This is a genomic window from Pseudomonas sp. MF08831 (assembly GCF_059862645.1).
In genome coordinates this window covers 215,533-233,415 of record NZ_JCBCUX010000003.1, presented here as the reverse complement: position 1 = coordinate 233,415, position 17,883 = coordinate 215,533, and the positions used below count along the sequence as shown (strand labels likewise).

Annotated in this window: 17 protein-coding genes; 10 read left to right on the top strand and 7 right to left on the bottom strand. The window is 60.7% G+C overall.

From position 1 onward, the window contains the following. Positions 1-2 precede the first annotated feature (2 nt). Entirely contained in the window at positions 3-458 is a 456-nt protein-coding gene (locus tag AC19YS_RS07295; protein WP_101273534.1) for a YaiI/YqxD family protein, read from the top strand. A 228-nt stretch (positions 459-686) separates the two neighbouring features. On the opposite strand, the gene elbB is transcribed toward AC19YS_RS07295, so the two are convergent. Continuing rightward, positions 687-1,352: an isoprenoid biosynthesis glyoxalase ElbB gene (gene elbB, locus AC19YS_RS07290; protein ID WP_119737287.1), complete on the bottom strand. Its 666-nt coding sequence runs from the start codon at positions 1,350-1,352 to the stop codon at positions 687-689. 116 nt (positions 1,353-1,468) lie between these two features. Between elbB and AC19YS_RS07285 the strand changes: the two genes are divergently transcribed. Then, positions 1,469-2,704 carry a sterol desaturase family protein gene (locus AC19YS_RS07285; protein WP_106575800.1) on the top strand — a complete coding sequence of 412 codons (1,236 nt, stop codon included), beginning with the start codon at positions 1,469-1,471 and terminating at the stop codon, positions 2,702-2,704. Here the strand turns inward: AC19YS_RS07285 and AC19YS_RS07280 are convergent. Then, positions 2,685-3,332, bottom strand: coding sequence for a DedA family protein (locus AC19YS_RS07280; protein ID WP_106576073.1), 648 nt, complete (start codon positions 3,330-3,332; stop codon positions 2,685-2,687). The two genes, AC19YS_RS07285 and AC19YS_RS07280, sit on opposite strands and share 20 nt — an antisense overlap. Before the next feature lie 208 nt (positions 3,333-3,540). On the opposite strand from AC19YS_RS07280, the gene hemB reads away from it, so the two are divergent. Together hemB and ppk1 are read left to right on the top strand one after the other, a co-directional pair. Then, on the top strand, positions 3,541-4,554 hold the full coding sequence (hemB, locus tag AC19YS_RS07275; RefSeq protein ID WP_200622350.1) for a porphobilinogen synthase: 1,014 nt from the start codon (positions 3,541-3,543) through the stop codon (positions 4,552-4,554). A gap of 18 nt (positions 4,555-4,572) precedes the next feature. After that, positions 4,573-6,795, top strand: coding sequence for a polyphosphate kinase 1 (ppk1, locus tag AC19YS_RS07270; RefSeq protein WP_500601336.1), 2,223 nt, complete (start codon positions 4,573-4,575; stop codon positions 6,793-6,795). 138 nt (positions 6,796-6,933) lie between these two features. On the opposite strand, the gene ppx is transcribed toward ppk1, so the two are convergent. After that, positions 6,934-8,436, bottom strand: coding sequence for an exopolyphosphatase (gene ppx, locus AC19YS_RS07265; protein WP_106576072.1), 1,503 nt, complete (start codon positions 8,434-8,436; stop codon positions 6,934-6,936). A 483-nt stretch (positions 8,437-8,919) separates the two neighbouring features. Between ppx and AC19YS_RS07260 the strand changes: the two genes are divergently transcribed. The 4 genes from AC19YS_RS07260 (at position 8,920) to AC19YS_RS07245 (ending at position 13,439) form a co-directional block, all read left to right on the top strand. Then, complete coding sequence (locus tag AC19YS_RS07260; RefSeq protein ID WP_106575797.1) at positions 8,920-9,567, top strand: DUF1120 domain-containing protein; 648 nt, start codon at positions 8,920-8,922, stop codon at positions 9,565-9,567. Positions 9,568-9,699: 132 nt separating this feature from the next. Next, positions 9,700-10,389 carry a fimbria/pilus chaperone family protein gene (locus AC19YS_RS07255; protein ID WP_200622348.1) on the top strand — a complete coding sequence of 230 codons (690 nt, stop codon included), beginning with the start codon at positions 9,700-9,702 and terminating at the stop codon, positions 10,387-10,389. A gap of 70 nt (positions 10,390-10,459) precedes the next feature. Further along, complete coding sequence (locus tag AC19YS_RS07250; protein ID WP_500601333.1) at positions 10,460-12,898, top strand: fimbria/pilus outer membrane usher protein; 2,439 nt, start codon at positions 10,460-10,462, stop codon at positions 12,896-12,898. After that, positions 12,888-13,439: a DUF1120 domain-containing protein gene (locus AC19YS_RS07245; RefSeq protein WP_106575794.1), complete on the top strand. Its 552-nt coding sequence runs from the start codon at positions 12,888-12,890 to the stop codon at positions 13,437-13,439. Before AC19YS_RS07250 ends, AC19YS_RS07245 begins: the two co-directional genes overlap by 11 nt. Here AC19YS_RS07245 and AC19YS_RS07240 read toward each other — a convergent pair. From AC19YS_RS07240 to AC19YS_RS07225, 4 genes are read right to left on the bottom strand one after another with little or no spacing between them, the layout of a single operon-like run. After that, positions 13,411-14,148, bottom strand: a complete 738-nt coding sequence (locus tag AC19YS_RS07240) for an amino acid ABC transporter ATP-binding protein (protein ID WP_500601331.1) — start codon at positions 14,146-14,148, stop codon at positions 13,411-13,413. The genes AC19YS_RS07245 and AC19YS_RS07240 overlap by 29 nt on opposite strands. Next, complete coding sequence (locus AC19YS_RS07235) at positions 14,135-14,785, bottom strand: amino acid ABC transporter permease (protein ID WP_106575792.1); 651 nt, start codon at positions 14,783-14,785, stop codon at positions 14,135-14,137. The genes AC19YS_RS07240 and AC19YS_RS07235 overlap by 14 nt, the downstream gene beginning before the upstream one ends. Further along, a complete protein-coding gene (locus AC19YS_RS07230; protein WP_064454658.1) occupies positions 14,782-15,450 on the bottom strand; it encodes an amino acid ABC transporter permease in 669 nt (222 codons plus the stop codon). The genes AC19YS_RS07235 and AC19YS_RS07230 overlap by 4 nt, the downstream gene beginning before the upstream one ends. A 17-nt stretch (positions 15,451-15,467) precedes the next feature. Then, on the bottom strand, positions 15,468-16,253 hold the full coding sequence (locus tag AC19YS_RS07225; protein WP_106575791.1) for a transporter substrate-binding domain-containing protein: 786 nt from the start codon (positions 16,251-16,253) through the stop codon (positions 15,468-15,470). Positions 16,254-16,508: 255 nt separating this feature from the next. Between AC19YS_RS07225 and AC19YS_RS07220 the strand changes: the two genes are divergently transcribed. Together AC19YS_RS07220 and trxA are read left to right on the top strand one after the other, a co-directional pair. Continuing rightward, positions 16,509-17,204 (top strand): FadR/GntR family transcriptional regulator, encoded by a 696-nt coding sequence (locus AC19YS_RS07220; protein WP_500601328.1) that lies wholly within the window; start codon positions 16,509-16,511, stop codon positions 17,202-17,204. A gap of 121 nt (positions 17,205-17,325) precedes the next feature. Then, complete coding sequence (gene trxA, locus AC19YS_RS07215) at positions 17,326-17,655, top strand: thioredoxin TrxA (RefSeq protein WP_106575789.1); 330 nt, start codon at positions 17,326-17,328, stop codon at positions 17,653-17,655. Positions 17,656-17,883: the final 228 nt, after the last annotated feature.

The following is a 17,883-nucleotide window of genomic DNA, read 5'->3' as shown; positions in this document are numbered from 1 at the left end:
CCATGCGCGTGTGGATCGATGCGGATGCTTGCCCACGGGCGGCCAAGGACCAAGTGGTGAAATTCGCCCTCAAGCGCCAGTTCGAGGTGGTGTTGGTGGCGGGGCAAAGCCAGATCAAACCGAGCTTTGCGTGTGTGAAGTTGATCGTGGTACCCAGCGGCCCGGATGCGGCGGATGACTACCTGGTGGAACACGCCGTGCCCGGTGAGCTGGTGATTTGCAGCGACGTGCCCTTGGCCGACCGGCTGGTGAAGAAGGGCGTCACGGCCCTTGACCCACGCGGTAAGGAGTTCAGCCCGGCAAACATGAGCGAACGGCTGGCGGTGCGTAACCTGTTTACTGATCTGCGCGAGCAGGGCCAGATGGGCGGAGGGCCGCCGCCCCATGGGGAAAAGGATAAGCAGGCGTTTGCCAATGCGCTGGACAGGATATTGACCAAGCTAATGCGCGAGGCCTGACGTTGGCGGGCGGTGTTCCTGTGGTGAGCGGGCTTGCCCTGCGTTGGGGGGCGAAGCCGCCCCAAAACTGCGCGCCGCAGATTAACTGACTGACCGCGTCGCCTGAATTGGGGCTGCTGCGCAGCCCAACGCGGGGCAAGCCCGCTCGCCACAATAAGCCCTGCTCGCCACGAAGAGCTTGCCCGCCACAATAGGTGGGCTAGCCACCCTTAAGTGTTCGGGAGGCGATCAATCATCCTCGTGAGTCAATTCCAATACCCGATCCACGAGTTTGTTGATACCTGAGGCCACTTCGCTGATGTTCTTGCCAAGCATGTAGGCCGGGGTGCTCACCAGTTTGCGCGGGGTGTCCTCGACGATGTCTTCCACTGTGCAGTCGCGGTGGGTGGCGCCCATCTTGTCGAGGGCAGCGGCGGTGTCGGCATCGTTGCCGATGGTGCAGGTCACGCCGGGGCCGTAGATTTTCGCGGCCAGTGCCGGCGAAATGCAGATCAGCCCCACCGGCTTGCTCGCTTCGGCGAAGGCTTCCGCCAGCGCCAGCACCTGCGGATTGACGCTGCAACCTGCGCCTTCCACGGCAAAGTTCGACAGGTTCTTCGCCGCGCCAAACCCGCCGGGCACGATCAGCGCATCAAAGTCTTCGGCGCGGGCCTCTCGAATATCTTTCACGTCACCCCGGGCAATCCGCGCCGACTCCACCAGCACGTTACGCGACTCGGGCATCTCTTCGCCGGTGAGGTGGTTGATCACGTGATGTTGCGCGATATCCGGCGCAAAACATTGCACCTGGGCGCCCCGCTGGTCCAGGCGCAGCAAGGTGATCACGCTTTCGTGGATCTCTGCGCCGTCGTACACGCCACAGCCGGAAAGGATCACTGCAATCTTTTTGCTCATGAGTATTTCTCCCTATTTCATGGCGTTAAATGTCTACTAATTTGTCACCTGTTGCCAATGGGATCTCGCGCCGCTACACCTAATCTTGATGTAACAAAAACAGACCGGACTAGCCCATGGACTTCGTGCCTTACGCGGTACCGTTTTTCATCGCCTTGATCGTGGTTGAGCTGCTGGCCGACCGCTGGCGCGGCGAGCGCAACTATCGGGTGGCCGACGCCATCAACAGCCTCAGCACGGGCGTGCTGTCCACCACCACGGGCTTGCTGACAAAAGGCGTCGGGCTGCTGACCTACGCCTTCGCCCTCAAGCACCTGGCCCTGATCGAACTCTCGGCCCAGAGCGTGTGGACCTGGGTATTCGCCTTTGTGTTCTATGACTTCTGCTACTACTGGCTGCATCGCTGCGGGCATGAGCGCAACATCCTGTGGGCCGCGCACTCGGTGCATCACCAGAGCGAGGACTACAACCTCACCACCGCCCTGCGCCAGACCAGTACCGGCTTCTTGCTGAGCTGGATTTTCTACCTGCCCCTGGCCGTGGTGGGCGTGCCGCTGGTGGTGTTTATCAGCGTGGCCTCGCTCAATCTTCTGTATCAGTTCTGGGTGCACACCCGCCACGTGCCCAAGCTTGGCTGGTTCGAATGGTTCTTCGTCACACCGTCCAATCATCGGGCTCACCATGCACAGAACGCTCTTTACATGGATCGCAACTATGGCGGCGTGTTCATTATTTGGGACCGGCTGTTCGGCAGCTTCCAGGAAGAAGACGACAACGAGCCGGTGATCTTTGGCGTGACCACGCCCTTGGCCAGTTGGAACCCGCTGTGGGCCAACCTGCAGTTTTATGCGCAGTTGTGGAGTGATGCGCGGCGTACCGAGAGCTGGTGGGACAAGCTGCGCATCTGGTTCATGCGCACCGGGTGGCGCCCGGCGGATGTCAAAGCCAAATACCCGCTGGCCAAGCCCGATTTGAGCCAGTTCCGCAAATTCGAAGTGCCGCTGGACGCACGCCAGCAAATCTACGTTGCCCTGCAATTTGCGGCATATGTGGGGTTTGGCAGCTATCTGATGAATGCCGGCGAAGGGCTGCCCACGGCGGCGTTGATCCTGGGCTGGAGCGCGATGGCGTCAGGGTTGTTCACGCTGGGCGTGGCGTTGGAAAATCGCCCCTGGGCCCTGAAAGCTGAGCTGGTGCGCCTGGGGCTGAATGTACCGTTGGTATGGCTGGCGCCGGTGGTGGGGCTGTGGCCGGCCAGCAATTTGGGCTGGCTGGGCCTGGTGAGTTACAGCTTGCTCAGCGTGATGGGTCTCTACTGCTGCAGAGACCGGCTTACTCGATTGGCGTCTTAGGCGCGTCGACCTTGGCGGGCTCGGCGAGTTGCTCTGCGGCCAGCCGGGCCTTGGCATCTTCGCAGGCCTGGCGGGCAATGCGCGCGTTCTTGAAGCGGCGGCGCAGCCACAGGCCCAGGCCCAGCAACAGCAGCGCGCCCAGCACCCACAGCTCATATTTCTTGATGCTGCCGAGCATGCCTTCCAGCACCGCGCCAAAATGATAAGCCGCAGCGCCCAGCGCCGCCGCCCACACCGCCGCGCCAATGCCGTTGAGCAGCAGGTAGCGCAAAGGCGGGTAGCCGGACAAGCCAATCGCCACCGGCATCACGGTGCGCAGCCCGTAGACGAACCGAAAGCTCAACACCCAGATATCCGGATGCTTGCGGATGTGTTCCAGCGCTTTGTCGCCCATCAATTGCCAGCGCGGCTTGCGCGCCAACAGTTTGCGGCCATGCTTGCGCCCCAGGAAGTACCACAGCTGGTCACCGGCATAGCTGCCAAAGAAGGCAACGACCACCACCAGGTTGATATCCATGTATCCACGGAACGCCAGGAAGCCTGCGAGAACCAGAATGGTTTCGCCTTCGAAGAACGTGCCCAGGAAGAGCGCAAAGTAGCCGAAGTCATGCAGAAATTGTTGAAGCATGGTCTGGGGTGCTGGCGAAATGAACGCGCAGCCTACGCCTTCGTGAACATTCATGAAAGTATCGAGATGTGTCACGAAGTGAACAATTCCTACATATGCGACGAATGCGACTGCAGGTCGCATCGATAAGCACAACTGTCATTCCTTCGTCATAATGGCCGCTTATAACTGCAACGCTCGCCCGTAAACACGGGCTCAGGAGTCTGTCGTGAGCTTTACCCCTGCCAATCGCCTGTTCCCTGCTACCCGCCTGCGCCGCAATCGCCGTGATGATTTTTCTCGCCGCCTGGTGCGTGAAAACGTGCTGACGACGAACGATCTGATCTTGCCGGTGTTTGTGCTGGACGGTGAAAACCGTCGGGAAGCCGTGGCATCGATGCCGGGTGTGGAGCGTTTGACCATTGATCAGCTGCTGATCGAGGCGGCGAACTGGGTGGAACTCGGAATTCCGGCGCTGGCGCTGTTTCCAGTGACGCCGTCTGAACTCAAGTCTCTTGACGCTGCGCAAGCCTGGAACCCGCAAGGCATTGCCCAGCGTGCCACCCGCGCGTTGCGCGAGCGTTTCCCGCAGCTGGGGGTGATCGCCGACGTGGCGCTGGACCCGTTCACCACCCACGGCCAGGATGGCATTCTTGACGAAGACGGCTATGTTCAAAACGACATTACCGTCGATGCGCTGGTCAAACAGGCGTTGTCCCACGCAGCCGCTGGCGCCCAGGTCGTCGCACCGTCGGACATGATGGACGGTCGCATCCAGGCGATTCGCGAAGCCCTGGAGCTGGCCGGTCACGTCAATGTGCGGATCATGGCCTACTCGGCCAAGTACGCCAGCGCCTATTACGGGCCTTTCCGCGATGCGGTGGGCTCGGCACTGAATCTGGGCAAGGCCAACAAGGCTTCGTACCAGATGGACCCGGCCAACAGCCAGGAAGCCCTGCACGAAGTCGCGGCGGATCTGGCTGAGGGCGCCGACATGGTGATGGTCAAGCCAGGGATGCCGTACCTGGACATCCTTTATCGGGTCAAAGAGGAATTCAAGGTGCCGACCTTTGTCTATCAGGTCAGCGGTGAATACGCGATGCACATGGCCGCGATCCAGAATGGTTGGTTGAGTGAAGCGGTGATCCTCGAATCCCTGACTGCCTTTAAACGTGCCGGCGCTGATGGCATTCTGACCTACTTCGCCGCCCGCGCCGCCCAATTGCTTAGAGAGCAACAATAGCCCTCACAGGAACACTCAATGAATACCGAAGGACTCTCAGAAGTTGCCGTAAAAGACGCTCACCCGGTGGTGGAACAAGTCACCGAAACGCCGCCGGAGCTGGAGCCCGCACCGCCTGCCGTGGTGGCCGAGGCCCCCGCGCCGGCGCCGGTGGTCGCGGTGACCAACCTGGATGACAGCAGCCTGTACATCCACCGCGAGCTGTCACAACTGCAATTCAACATCCGCGTGCTCGAGCAGGCGCTGGATGAGTCCTATCCGCTGCTGGAACGGCTGAAATTCCTGCTGATTTTCTCCAGCAACCTGGACGAGTTCTTCGAGATCCGCGTCGCCGGCCTCAAGAAGCAAATCACCTTCGCCCGCGAACAAGCGGGCGCCGACGGCCTGCAGCCGCACCAGGCCCTGGCGCGCATCAGCGAGCTGGTGCACGGCCACGTGGACCGCCAATACGCGATCCTCAACGACATCCTGTTGCCGGAGCTGGAAAAACATCAGGTCCGCTTCATTCGTCGCCGGCACTGGACCACCAAGATCAAGACCTGGGTGCGCCGTTACTTCCGAGACGAAATTTCGCCGATCATCACCCCGATTGGTCTGGACCCGACGCACCCGTTCCCGCTGCTGGTGAACAAGAGCCTGAACTTCATCGTCGAACTGGAAGGCATCGACGCCTTCGGCCGCGATTCGGGCCTGGCGATCATCCCGGCGCCGCGTCTGTTGCCACGAGTCATCAAGGTACCGGAAGAGGTGGGGGGCGCTGGCGACAACTATGTATTCCTGTCGTCGATGATCCACGCGCACGCCGATGACCTGTTCCAGGGCATGAAGGTAAAGGGCTGCTACCAGTTCCGCCTGACCCGTAACGCCGACCTGGCGCTGGACTCCGAAGACGTCGAAGACTTGGCCCGCGCCCTGCGCGGTGAGCTGTTCTCGCGCCGCTACGGCGACGCGGTGCGTCTGGAAGTGGCAGACACCTGCCCTAAACACCTGTCGGACTACCTGCTCAAGCAGTTCAACCTGGCCGAGTCCGAGTTGTACCAGGTCAATGGCCCGGTCAACCTGACGCGCTTGTTCAGCATCACCGGTCTGGACAGCCACCCGGAGCTGCAATACACGCCGTTCACGCCGCAGATCCCGAAATTGCTGCAAAACAGCGAGAACATCTTCAGCGTGGTGAGCAAGCAGGACATTCTGCTGCTGCACCCGTTCGAGTCGTTCACTCCGGTGGTCGACCTGCTGCGCCAGGCCGCCAAGGACCCGCATGTTCTGGCTGTGCGCCAGACGCTGTACCGTTCCGGCGCCAACTCGGAAATCGTCGACGCGCTGGTAGACGCCGCGCGAAACGGCAAGGAAGTCACCGCGGTGATCGAGTTGCGTGCGCGCTTTGACGAAGAGTCCAACCTGCAACTGGCCAGCCGCCTGCAAGCGGCCGGTGCCGTGGTGATCTACGGCGTGGTCGGTTTCAAGACCCACGCCAAGATGATGCTGATCCTGCGCCGCGAAGCCGGCGAGATTGTGCGTTACGCGCACTTGGGCACTGGCAACTACCACGCCGGCAACGCCAAGCTCTACACCGACTACAGCCTGCTGACCTCCGACGACGCGTTGTGTGAAGACGTCGGCAAGTTGTTCAGCCAGTTGATCGGCATGGGCAAGACCTTGCGCATGAAGAAGCTGCTGCACGCGCCGTTCACGCTCAAAAAGGGCATGCTCGACATGATTGCCCGGGAGACCCAGTTCGCCCTCGACGGCAAACCGGCGCACATCATCGCCAAGTTCAACTCGCTGACCGATCCGAAGATCATCCGCGCGCTGTACAAGGCCAGCCAGTCCGGTGTGCGCATCGACCTGGTGGTGCGTGGCATGTGCTGCCTGCGTCCGGGCATCGCCGGGGTTTCGCATAACATCCACGTGCGATCGATCATCGGGCGCTTCCTGGAGCACACGCGGGTGTTCTACTTCCTCAACGGCGGCGAAGAGCAGATGTTCCTCTCCAGTGCCGACTGGATGGAGCGAAACCTCGATAAGCGTGTAGAGACCTGCTTCCCGGTGGAAGGCAAGAAGCTGATCATGCGCGTCAAGAAAGAGCTGGAAAGCTACCTCACTGACAACACCCACAGCTGGAGCCTGCAGTCGGACGGCCGCTACGTGCGCAACACGCCGACCGGCAACCAGAACCCGCGCAGTGCGCAGGCGACGTTGCTGGAAAAGCTGGGTAGCCCGATTCTTGCGGTGAACTAAAGCCAACGCGCTCTGAAAATGTGGGAGGGGGCTTGCCCCCGATGAAGGAGTGTCAGTCAACAGATTCATTGACTGGTCCACCGCCATCGGGGGCAAGCCCCCTCCCACATGTGTTTGTGCAGTGTTCTTTAGATCGGCTCAGCGCAGGTTCAGGCTGAATCCCACCCGCGTCAGCCATTCCGCTTCCTGGGCAAAATCCGCCTGGGTCAGTTGGTTTTCATCCAGCCAGCCTTTGGGGAACACCACGTCCAGGCTGTCGCCGTGGGCGCGCAGGGTGACCTGGGGCATTTCCTGGGTGCCGCGAATGTGGTGGAACAGGATCGCAAAGCGCAGCAGCACGCACAGGCGAATCAACTTGCTGCCTTCGCTGCCGAAGTCGGCAAACTTGTCCTTGGGAATGTTGCGGCGATGGCCACGCACCAGCAGGGCGAGCATCTGTTGGTCTTCGCGTGAGAAACCGGCGAGGTCCGAGTGCTCGATCAGGTAGGCGCCATGCTTGTGGTAATGGTAGTGGGCGATGTCCAGGCCCACTTCATGCACCTTGGCAGCCCAGCCGAGCAGCTCGCGCCACACGCCGTCTGCCAGGTCCCAGTCCTCGGCCACCTGGTCGAAGGCATGCAGGGCCTTGCGCTCCACGCGCGCGGCTTGTTCCAGGTCGACGTGATAACGCTCCATCAACGAGCTGAGGGTGCGTTCACGCACGTCTTCATGGTGATGGCGGCCCAGCAGGTCATAGAGCACGCCTTCGCGCAGCGCGCCGTCGCAGTGGTCCATGCGTTGCAGTTCGAGGGCGTCGAAAATCGCCTCGAGAATTGCCAGGCCGGCCGGGAAAATGGTGCGCCGATCAGGCTTGATGCCGTCAAAGTCGATTTTCTCTGCGTCGCCCAGCTTGAACAGTTTGCGCTTGAGCCAGGCCAGGCCTTCGGCGTTGACCTCACCGGTGCCATGGCCGCCGGCTTTGAGGGCCAGGCCGATGGCGCGGATGGTGCCGGACGAGCCGATGGCTTCATCCCAGGTCAAGCGATGCAGGGCGTGTTCGATGCTCATGATTTCCAGACGCGCCGCGGTGTAGGCCTGGGCATAGCGCGCCGGGGTGATCTTGCCGTCCTTGAAATAACGCTGGGTATAACTGACGCAACCCATCTGCAGGCTTTCGCGCAGCAGCGGTTCGAAACGCTGGCCGATGATGAATTCGGTGCTGCCGCCGCCGATGTCCGCCACCAGGCGTTTGCCGGGGGTGTCGGCCAGGGTGTGGGAGACGCCGAGGTAGATCAGGCGCGCTTCTTCGCGGCCCGAAATGACCTCTACCGGATGCCCGAGGATTGCTTCGGCGCGGCGGATGAACTCGCCGCGGTTGCGGGCTTCGCGCAAGGCGTTGGTGCCAACGATTCGCACAGCGCCCAGGGGCATGCCGTTGATCAGTTGGGCAAAGCGCTTGAGGCAATCGAGCCCGCGCTGCATGGATTCTTCATTGAGCTGGCGCTCGTCGTCGATCCCGGCAGCCAGTTGCACTTTTTCGCCGAGCCGCTCAAGGATGCGGATTTCGCCGTTCTGGGCCTTGGCCACGACCATGTGAAAGCTGTTGGAGCCCAGGTCGATAGCGGCGATCAAGGACAGATTCTTGGCTTGGGATTGCGGCATGGTTTGGGGGTCTCGGTCGATAACCTGACCATCGTGCCACGATCGAACGCTGGCGCCAACGCGTTGTGCTTCAGTAATTTGCGTGATGCTGTCTGTGGGGAATTCATGTGGGAAATGTAGGCCGGTTTCGTAAGCATGCGACGAATAAGCCATTCAATGATGTAGGCATTTTGACGTTTGTGGTTTTCAAGGCGGATTCTGAATTTGCCTACAATGATTGAGTCGCTGTTCTCTTAGTTTGTTTTGTTATGGACTACCTTGTTATTAACTGTGAGCCACTATTTATTTTCATCACTCCGACAATAACTGATGTGTTGTCCGATTTTTTAATGAGGTACCAAAGCAGCAGACTGTCACTCGGCAATGTTGCCTGGGTGTTATTTATTTATCGTTATGTATGTCCGGGAAGATAAGTGGTTGGGCGATGGATTCGCCAGGACGCGAATAAACAATGCCTGTTAACTTCGTAGTGACAGGACAAAAATGAAAACAATTGTTGGTTTGACTCTCGGTATCGCCTGCCTGGCTGCAACCCTCAACGCTCAGGCGACCACCAGTGCCCAATTGGTCGTCAGGGGCACGATTACTCCCGCTGCCTGTAACCTCAGCCTCGCCGGCAGCGGCATCATCGACTACGGCACGATTCGCTCCGGCGAATTATCCCAGACCGCGTTCAACACCCGCGAAGAGAAGACCACTTCCCTGGTGGTCAATTGCGGCACGACGCCGGCGAGGTTCGGAATCTCCTTCACCGACCTGCAGGCGGGCAGCAAAGTGCCGGGTGTCCTGGGTCCAGGCTTTACCGAGGCGCAGAATTTTGGTCTGGGTTCTGTAGGGACTCGGCGAACCGGTGGCTATTCGGTCACGCTCAGGGACCTACGTTCTGCCGGCGTGGCGCTGTACCCCATCCTGCGTAATGGCACCGGCGTTTGGCTCACCAGCGATGGCAAAGTTGCTCAATCACCTGCCCAGTATTCGTGGCGCAATAGCACCACCTTTACGCCGGCCTCTATCAACCAGTTGACCGGCACTCTTGCGGTGAAGGCGGTCATCAACCGGGCGCAGGATCTGGACTTGAGTCGCGATGTCTCCCTTGATGGGCGCGCCACACTGGTATTGAGTTACATCTAAACAGCGCAAAACAGCCAATCAAGAAACTGACACTTTCTGGTTGGCTGTTTTTTTGTGGGCGTTTAACTGCCCATGGTCAACTTTGTCGGTTGCGGGGAACGTCGAGTGCGTGGGTTTTCAATAATAAGTTTTATGTTGTTTTGGAGTGCAGGTGCCTGTGGTTTTTTTACCGATGTTGCCCTGGCGGACGGCATGCTTCCGGAAACAACGGTTGTGGTGCTTTATGAGGAAGAGGGCGAGGCCACAATAAACATCAAGAACACCGATGCCGGGCCGGCGTTGCTTCACTCGGTGGTGGAGAACGTGCCCGAGGACCCGCAACTGCTGTTGATCGTTACACCGCCCATCACACGAGTGGAGGCGGGCGACACGCAGTTGGTGCGTTTTATCAGCACCCAGGGTGAGCCGCTCAAGACCCAACGCCTCAAGCGTGTGTCGTTCGAGGGCATCCCCCAGGCGCGCACGGCGGGCGGTGCGACCATCGGTATCACCCTTCGGCAGAATTTGCCGCTGATCCTGCACCCCAAAGGTTTGCCTCGGCACACAACCCCCTGGGAGTTGTTGAAGTGGAAGCGGACCGGGCAGGGCCTCACGGTCCATAACGACAGTGCCTATGTGGTGCGCCTGGCGCCGGAGGTGCGCCTGCTTCCACAAGGCGCCTCGGCCACGTTGCCGCGCGCTTACCTTTTGCCGGGTGAAGCATTGACCGCAGAGGTCGATGGCCCACTGGACGGTGTGGCCGAGGTCCAGATCCAGCCCGCCACGGTCTATGGGTTTTCGGTAGAAAACTACCGCGCCCCGATCCTTACCGATGAGGGTTGATCGGCCGATGATTAACCCTTCGAGTCACCGCATTGCGGCATTTTTTAGGCCCGGCAGGCCCACCTTGATCATGGGTTTTGCAGCCCTTTGGAGCTTGCCCGGCGTTGTTTCTGCGCTGGAGCTGGGAGAGGGCTTTGACCTCGCGGCACTGACGACCCACGGTATTGACCCCAAGGTCTCCGACTACTTTCGCAGTGCAGCGCGCTTTCGTGAAGGCGTCCACGTGGTGGGCCTGCGGGTCAATGGAAACCCGCTTGGGCTGGTAGATGCACGTTTCGATCACGAGGGTCGATTGTGTTTTACGCCTGGGCTGCTGGAAAAGGCCGGGCTGGTAAAGCCGCGCGACATCCTCCACGAAGGCGCTACACCGGACGCGGCCTGTCATAACTTTCTCGCTGCGTTCCCGACCACAATGCTGAGGTTGCGCCCCGGTACCGAGGAAGTGACGCTGGTTGTGCCGACCCAGTCATTGCGTGCGCCGCAGTGGGAGGCCGGGCCCTTTTCCACGGGCGGCGCAGCCGCGCTGTTCAACTATGACGTGCTGGGTCTGGACAGTCATTCGCGCAGTGGGCCCAGCCGGTTCATCTCGGCCTACACCGAGGCAGGCTTCAACCTTGACGATTGGGTGGTCCGCAGCCGCCAGTTCTATGTGTCCGACAACGGCAAGACACGCACCGAACACCTTTACGCGTTTGCCCAGCGGGATATTGCTGCGTTGCAGTCGACGTTCCAGGTCGGCCAGATCTCCAGCCATAACCCGTTGTTTGGCGGGGTCCAGTTGTCTGGGCTGCAGTTTTACCCCGATGGCCAATCGCGTGCCGCGGCGGGCGGCAACCATGCGGTGGTTGAAGGGCTCGCCCAGAGCCAGTCGCGGGTTGAAGTGCGCCAGTCCGGTGCGTTGATCTACAGCACGTTGGTGCCTGAAGGCCGGTTCAGGCTTGCGGGGTTGCCGCTGCTCAATGACACCAGTGACCTGGACGTCAGCGTGATCGATGTGCGCGGTGTCAGGCGCAGCTTCGTGGTGCCGGCGGCGTCGTTCGCGGGGGCTGGCCCGGCGGCGCCTGGTTATTATTTCTCGGTTGGCAAGTTGCGCAAAAACACCCTCGAAGAGGGGCCATCACCGCGGGTCGCCATGGCCAGCGGCACATGGGGGCTGGGGCGCGACTCGTCGGCGGGCTTTGGCTTGTTGAGCGCCGATGACTATGGGTCGGCGGGCGGCACCCTGAACAGCGTGTTTGTGCAGCGGGTTTCCGTGGGGGCGCGTCACAACTTGTCGCGAGACAGCAAAAACGCAGTGTCCGGGTCGCGCAGCAGCGTCTCCGTGAGCAGCCCGGTGCTGCCCAATGTTGACGTCAACCTCAGTGCGACCACCCAGACCCAGGGTTATCGTGAGGTCACTGAAGCCGGCCGCGTCTCCCGGCCCGACGAATTGGGTTCGCGCTTCAAGAACCAGTACACGGCAGGCATGAGCTGGGCCGACCCCACGCTGGGGGTGTTCTCGCTGGGTTATACCCGCAGCGCCCAATTTGACGGGCGAACGAGCGAGCATGTGTTCACCTCGTGGAACAAGTCATTCAGCCGCGCCGATGTCGCGTTGATTGCCGACTCGCAAGTGGGCGGCACTCGGTCTGATCGTGACGTCACGCGTGCCGGCAACCGGCGCGAACGGGCGCTGGACAACGATTTGTCCGTGCGGTTACAGGTCAGCGTGCCATTGGGTGGGGAGCGTCGTGTGCACAGTTACACCAGTCGTCGCGGTGATCAGTTCACCGCCGGCACGTCGCTCAGTGAACGGGTCAACGAGTATGTGAATTACGAAGTGGGCGTCGAGCGCGACCTCAAGGCCCGGCAGGCATCGGTGCGCGGGCAGGTGGACCTGCTGCCTCGTTATACCCGGGTCGGCCTGGGTGTCAGCCGCGACCCGCAGGGCACCAGTTACACCGGGCAGTTGCAAGGCGGCGTGGTGGCTCACGCAGGCGGGCTGACCTTTTCGCCTTACCCCGTGCAGGACACCTTCGGCATCGTCTCTGTCGGGGATATCGGCGCGGCAAAAGTCCAAACCCCCCAAGGCCCGGTGTGGACCGATTTCAGCGGGCAAGCCGTGATCGCAGGCCTGCCGGCTTATACCAACAGCCGGGTTGAGGTGCAGACCCCGTCCTTGCCCAGGCGCGTCGACCTGAAAAACGGCACGCAGGTGCTCACGGCGGGCCGTGGATCCTTCAATGCCGTGGATTTCGATGTGGTGAAAGTGCGCCGTATTTTGCTCACCGCAAAGGATCAGCATGGCCGGCCATTGCCTCAAGGCGCCTCGGTGTTCGGCACGGGCGATCGCTTCGTGACCAGCGTGGTGGGCGAGGGCATGGTGTTCCTCAATGACGTCAATGAGGCGCAAAGCCTGCGTGTTTCATTGCCGGACGCTTCCACCTGCCTGCTACGCATTGACCTCAAGAGCCAACCCGACAATGACAAGTTCTATGAAACCACCTCGGCGGTGTGCCATGGCCGTTAAGCTTAAAAGCGTGCCCTTGGTAATGCTCTGCGCACTGCTCGCGACGCCTGATGCCCGGGCGGAAAATTGCCGGTTATCGGTGAGCCAGCCGCGCATAGACTACGGCGCTATTCGCAGGGAGGCGCTTGTTGAAAGCACGTCCATGGCGCTCGGCACTCGCTCGTTGAGCGTGAATGTACTGTGTGCTGAGCCCGCGGCAATCGCGTTGCGTTTTGTCGGCGTGGCGGCCGATGGCGAGAGCTTTCGTTTCGGGCGCCAGGGGCGTTTGCGCCTGAACCTCAAACACGCGCGTTTAGATGGGCAAGCCGTCGGCTGGGCGCCCGCGCACTCAGCCGGTGAGACGGTCAGCGGGCACCTGTTGCCCGGCCAGACGTTGATAGCGCGAGTGGCCGGGGGGCCGAGGGCAGGGCGTCAATTCACGGCCCAGGTCGATATCGACACCGACCTGGCTGCCGATGCCTTCCAGGTGCGTAGCGAGACGCACCTTGAAGGGCAGGGCAGTTTCGAACTGGTCAGCCCGGTTGTTCCACTGAGCCAATGAAGTTGGCGAGTTCCGGCGTTTTTGGGTTGGCGAACAGTGTCTTGGGGTCGCCCACCTCATGCACTTTGCCTTGGTGCATGAACACCAGTTTGTCGCCGACTTCCCGGGCGAAGCGCATTTCGTGGGTCACCATGATCAGGGTCATGCCGTCGTTGGCCAGTTGACGCACCACGCTGAGCACTTCATTGACCAGTTCAGGGTCCAGGGCCGAGGTGATTTCGTCGCACAGCAGCACCTTGGGTGACATGGCCAGTGCACGCGCAATCGCGACGCGCTGTTGCTGGCCACCGGACAGGCGATCCGGGAAGGCGTCGAACTTCTCGCCCAGCCCGACGCGCTCCAGCATCTGCCTGGCAAGCTGTGCGGCTTTGGCCTTGGGCACTTTCTGCACCACTTGCGGCGCGAGCATGACGTTTTCGCCCACCGTCAGGTGCGGGAACAGGTTGAACTGCTGGAACACCATGCCGACTTTCTGCCGCAGGCTGCGCAGGTCGGCGCGCGCGGCATCGAGGTATTCGCCATCGACTTCGATCACACCGTCGTTGATCGATTCCAGGCCATTGAGGGTGCGCAGCAAGGTGGACTTGCCCGAGCCGCTACGGCCGATGATCGCCACCACCTGGCCCTCTTCCACGGTCAGGTCGATGCCTTTGAGTACGTGGTGATCGCCGTAATACTTATGCAGGGCGGAAATTCTAAGCAGAGGCATGCAGTCTCCTTTCCAGGTAGCGGGCACTGAGGGACAAGGGGTAGCAGAGCAGGAAGTAACCGAGGGCCACCAGTCCGTAGACCATAAAGGGTTCGAAGGTGGCGTTGGCGAGCATGCCGCCGGTCTTGGTCAGTTCGGTAAAGCCGATGATCGACGTCACGGCGGTGCCTTTGACCACCTGCACCGAGAACCCAACGGTGGGTGCCACGGCAATCCGCAGCGCTTGGGGCAGGATCACGTAGCGCAGTTGTTCAAGCGGGTTGAGCGCCAGGCTGGCCGACGCTTCCCATTGCCCATGGGCGATGGATTCGACGCAGCCGCGCCAGATCTCGGCCAGGTAGGCGCTGGTAAACAGGGTCAACGCGATTGCCGCTGCCAGCCAGGGCGAAATATCCACACCCAGCAGGGCAATGCCGAAAAACACCAGGAACAGCTGCATCAACAGCGGCGTGCCCTGAAACAGTTCGATATAGGTGCGCGCAACATTGCGCGCGAAGGCTTTGCGGCTGATGCGCATGGTCATCACCAGCAAACCGATCAGGCCGCCGCCGACAAACGCCACCAGCGACAGCAGCAGGGTCCATTGCAGGCCAACAGCCAGGTTGCGCACGATGTCCCAGAACGAAAAATCACTCATCGGCTGTTCCTCATCACAAACCGCCGGCCAATCCAGTTGAGCAACTGGCGAATCATCAACGCCATGCACAGGTACACCAGCGTGGTCAGTGCGTAGGTTTCAAAGGCGCGGAAGTTACGCGACTGAATAAAGTTGGCGGCAAAGCTCAGCTCTTCGGTGGCGATCTGCGAACACACGGCCGAGCCGAGCATCACGATGATGATCTGGCTGCTCAGGGCCGGCCACACCTTGCCCAGCGCCGGCAGCAGCACCACGTGGCGGAACGCTTCGAAACGCGTCATTGCCAGTGCGGCGGCGGCTTCCAGCTGGCCGCGAGGGATGGCCTGGATGCCGGCGCGAATGATCTCGGTCGAGTAGGCCCCCAGGTTGATCACCATCGCCAGCACGGCGGCTTGCCATTCGGTTATTTTCAGCCCCAGCGAGGGCAGGCCAAAGAAGATGAAGAACAGCTGCACCAGAAACGGCGTGTTGCGGATCAACTCGACATACACACCGAAGAACCACGCAAACGGCTGGATCTTCCACGCCCGCACCACGGCGCCGACGGTGCCCAGGGCCACCCCGAGGATCGCGCCGATGGCCGTCAGCTCAAGCGTGAACAGCGCACCGCGCAACAGCAGGTCGGTGTTGGCGAGCACAGGCATAAAGTCAAATTGATACGCCATGAATCAGCTCCGTCGCTTTAAAGGTCGGCGGGCAGCGGCTCTTTAAGCCACTGCATCGCATTTTTCTCCAGGCTGCCATCGGCTTTGGCCGCTACCAGGATCTGGTTGACCTTCTCCAGCAGCGCCGGCTCGTTCTTGTTCACGCCCACGTAGACCGGCGAGTCTTTGAGTTTCACTTTCAGGGCCGGCACGCGTTTCGGGTTGCGCTCGCTGATTGCCACCATCACCACGTTGCCACTGGCGATCAGGTCGACCTGGCCGGCCAGGTAGGCGGCGATGGTCGAGTTGTTATCTTCGAAGCGCTTGATCGTGGCTTCCTTGGGCGCTACGGCGGTCAACTCGATGTCTTCGATGGCGCCGCGGGTCACGCTGATGGTCTTGCCCTTGAGGTCGTCAGTGGTGCTGATCGGCGCATCAGGCGGACCAAACACTGCCAGGTAGAAGGGCGCATAGGCCTTGGAGAAATCGATGACTTTTTCCCGCTCGGCGTTTTTGCCCAGGCTGGAAATCACCAGGTCGACCTTGCCGGTGGTGAGGAATGGAATGCGGTTGGTGCTGTTGACCGGCGTCAGCTCCAGCTTGACCTTGAGCTGGTCAGCCAGCAGCTTGGCGGTGTCGATGTCCAGGCCGCGGGGCTTCATGTCCGGACCGACCGAGCCGAACGGCGGGAAGTCTTGAGGCACGGCGACCTTGAGGGTGCCACGGGCGACGATGTCGTCCAGACCATTGGCCTGGGCGGGTGCCTGGCTCAGCATCAGGCTGGCAAACAGGGCAGTGAGCAGGGCGCTGTAGCGCTTGGTCATGGCAACTCTCCGAAAAGGGCGAAGGGATTTTCTGATTTTGCTCAGTGCACAGCCCATGCCATCACTGCTGGTATTGCCTGCAAGGCCGGGATTTGTTGAGGTGCGGTGGTCTTACTGGTCTGAACAGTGCGTGCGCTTTTCGCACCTTTTTCGAGCGCCGGTAAAAGCCCGCGAGCCCCTTTGGGGCGTGGCTTGCCGCCGGCTGCGAATAGCTTTACAACTAGCCGCTCAGTTGTCTGGAACTATGAGTTTTATATGAATTCCATCGCCCAAGCCGTACCGGAAGCGGCCCTGCAGGCCATCCGCAAACTGATCAAGGAGCAGGGCTTTGCAGCGGGCGATGCGTTGCCCTCGCAGCGCGACCTGGCGGTGCGGTTGGGCGTGAGTCGGGCATCGCTGCGCGAGGCGTTGTCGTCCTTGAGTGCGCTGGGCGTGGTCAGCGTGCAGCCGGGCAAGGGTGTGTTCGTGCAAGAGGTGCAGGAGGCGCCGGGTTTTGCCTGGCCTTTCGCCGCCCAGGCCACACCGCTGGATATCTTCCAGTTGCGCTATGCGCTGGAGGGTTTTGCCGCCGGGCTGGCGGCCGTAACGTTGAGCATCGATGAGTTGGACGGCCTGGAAGACAATGTCGAGGCGATGCGCAAGGTGCTCAAGGCCGGCGATTTTGAAGCCGCCGCCCGGCTCGACTTCGAATTTCACCAGCGGATTCTGCTGGCCAGTGGTAATCAGGCGATGGTGAGTATCCTGAGTGCCAGCGCCGAGGTGTTTCTGGAGAGCCAGAAGCTACCGTTCATCCGGCCGGAACGGGCCATGGAAACCTGGCAGGAGCACCGCAAGATCCTGCGCGCACTGGCGCGGCGCGCCAGTGCGCAAGCCCAGAGAACCATGCAGGAACACGTACGCAATGCGGCATTGCGCACTGGCATTGCCTTCGTGACTCCCGTGACGCCGTAAGTTGAGCTATACCCAAACTCATGCGTCACCATAGCAAGAGTCAATCAGAGGCGGCTTCCTGAACGGGGGAAGGGCGGCTATGATGGGCCACGTTTTTTTTGCTTACAATCCGGAGACATCCATGAGCAACGATCTTATCAAGCACGTCACCGACGCGAACTTTGAGGAACAAGTACTCAAGGCTCAAGGCCCGGTCCTGGTTGACTACTGGGCTGAATGGTGCGGCCCTTGCAAAATGATCGCCCCTGTTCTGGACGACATTGCAACCACCTACGACGGCAAGCTGACCATTGCCAAGCTGAACATCGACGATAACCAGGAGACTCCGGCCAAGCACGGCGTGCGTGGTATTCCGACCCTGATGCTGTTCAAGAACGGCAACGTCGAAGCCACTAAAGTAGGCGCGCTGTCCAAGTCCCAGCTGCAAGCTTTCCTCGACGCGAACATTTAAGCGTCGTCAAAAAAGCCCCGCAAATTGCGGGGCTTTTTCGTGAAACAGGGCTAGACGCTCCGAAACTCAGGTGGTACATTCGGCCCCGCACTGGTTTCTCCACTGCCCCCTGCAAGCCGTCGCCGACGCATTCCTTTTCGATTAGTACGCGATCCTGTCGCCTTCTCTGCGGCGCGGCCTCATTAAGCCAAAAGCTTAATTTCCCCCCTCCATAAATGATTACGTCAT

Bases quoted from the DNA above. Each gene is read 5' to 3' on its own strand.
- AC19YS_RS07225 (WP_106575791.1), bottom strand. From the start codon at position 16,253: ATGACCAAGCGCTACAGCGCCCTGCTCACTGCCCTGTTTGCCAGCCTG.
- AC19YS_RS07250 (WP_500601333.1), top strand. From the start codon at position 10,460: ATGGGTTTTGCAGCCCTTTGGAGCTTGCCCGGCGTTGTTTCTGCGCTG.
- ppx (WP_106576072.1), bottom strand. From the start codon at position 8,436: ATGCCGCAATCCCAAGCCAAGAATCTGTCCTTGATCGCCGCTATCGAC.
- AC19YS_RS07245 (WP_106575794.1), top strand. From the start codon at position 12,888: ATGGCCGTTAAGCTTAAAAGCGTGCCCTTGGTAATGCTCTGCGCACTG.
- AC19YS_RS07230 (WP_064454658.1), bottom strand. From the start codon at position 15,450: ATGGCGTATCAATTTGACTTTATGCCTGTGCTCGCCAACACCGACCTG.
- AC19YS_RS07255 (WP_200622348.1), top strand. From the start codon at position 9,700: ATGTTGTTTTGGAGTGCAGGTGCCTGTGGTTTTTTTACCGATGTTGCC.
- ppk1 (WP_500601336.1), top strand. From the start codon at position 4,573: ATGAATACCGAAGGACTCTCAGAAGTTGCCGTAAAAGACGCTCACCCG.
- AC19YS_RS07295 (WP_101273534.1), top strand. From the start codon at position 3: ATGCGCGTGTGGATCGATGCGGATGCTTGCCCACGGGCGGCCAAGGAC.
- AC19YS_RS07235 (WP_106575792.1), bottom strand. From the start codon at position 14,785: ATGAGTGATTTTTCGTTCTGGGACATCGTGCGCAACCTGGCTGTTGGC.
- AC19YS_RS07260 (WP_106575797.1), top strand. From the start codon at position 8,920: ATGAAAACAATTGTTGGTTTGACTCTCGGTATCGCCTGCCTGGCTGCA.
- elbB (WP_119737287.1), bottom strand. From the start codon at position 1,352: ATGAGCAAAAAGATTGCAGTGATCCTTTCCGGCTGTGGCGTGTACGAC.
- AC19YS_RS07280 (WP_106576073.1), bottom strand. From the start codon at position 3,332: ATGCTTCAACAATTTCTGCATGACTTCGGCTACTTTGCGCTCTTCCTG.
- AC19YS_RS07220 (WP_500601328.1), top strand. From the start codon at position 16,509: ATGAATTCCATCGCCCAAGCCGTACCGGAAGCGGCCCTGCAGGCCATC.
- trxA (WP_106575789.1), top strand. From the start codon at position 17,326: ATGAGCAACGATCTTATCAAGCACGTCACCGACGCGAACTTTGAGGAA.
- AC19YS_RS07285 (WP_106575800.1), top strand. From the start codon at position 1,469: ATGGACTTCGTGCCTTACGCGGTACCGTTTTTCATCGCCTTGATCGTG.
- AC19YS_RS07240 (WP_500601331.1), bottom strand. From the start codon at position 14,148: ATGCCTCTGCTTAGAATTTCCGCCCTGCATAAGTATTACGGCGATCAC.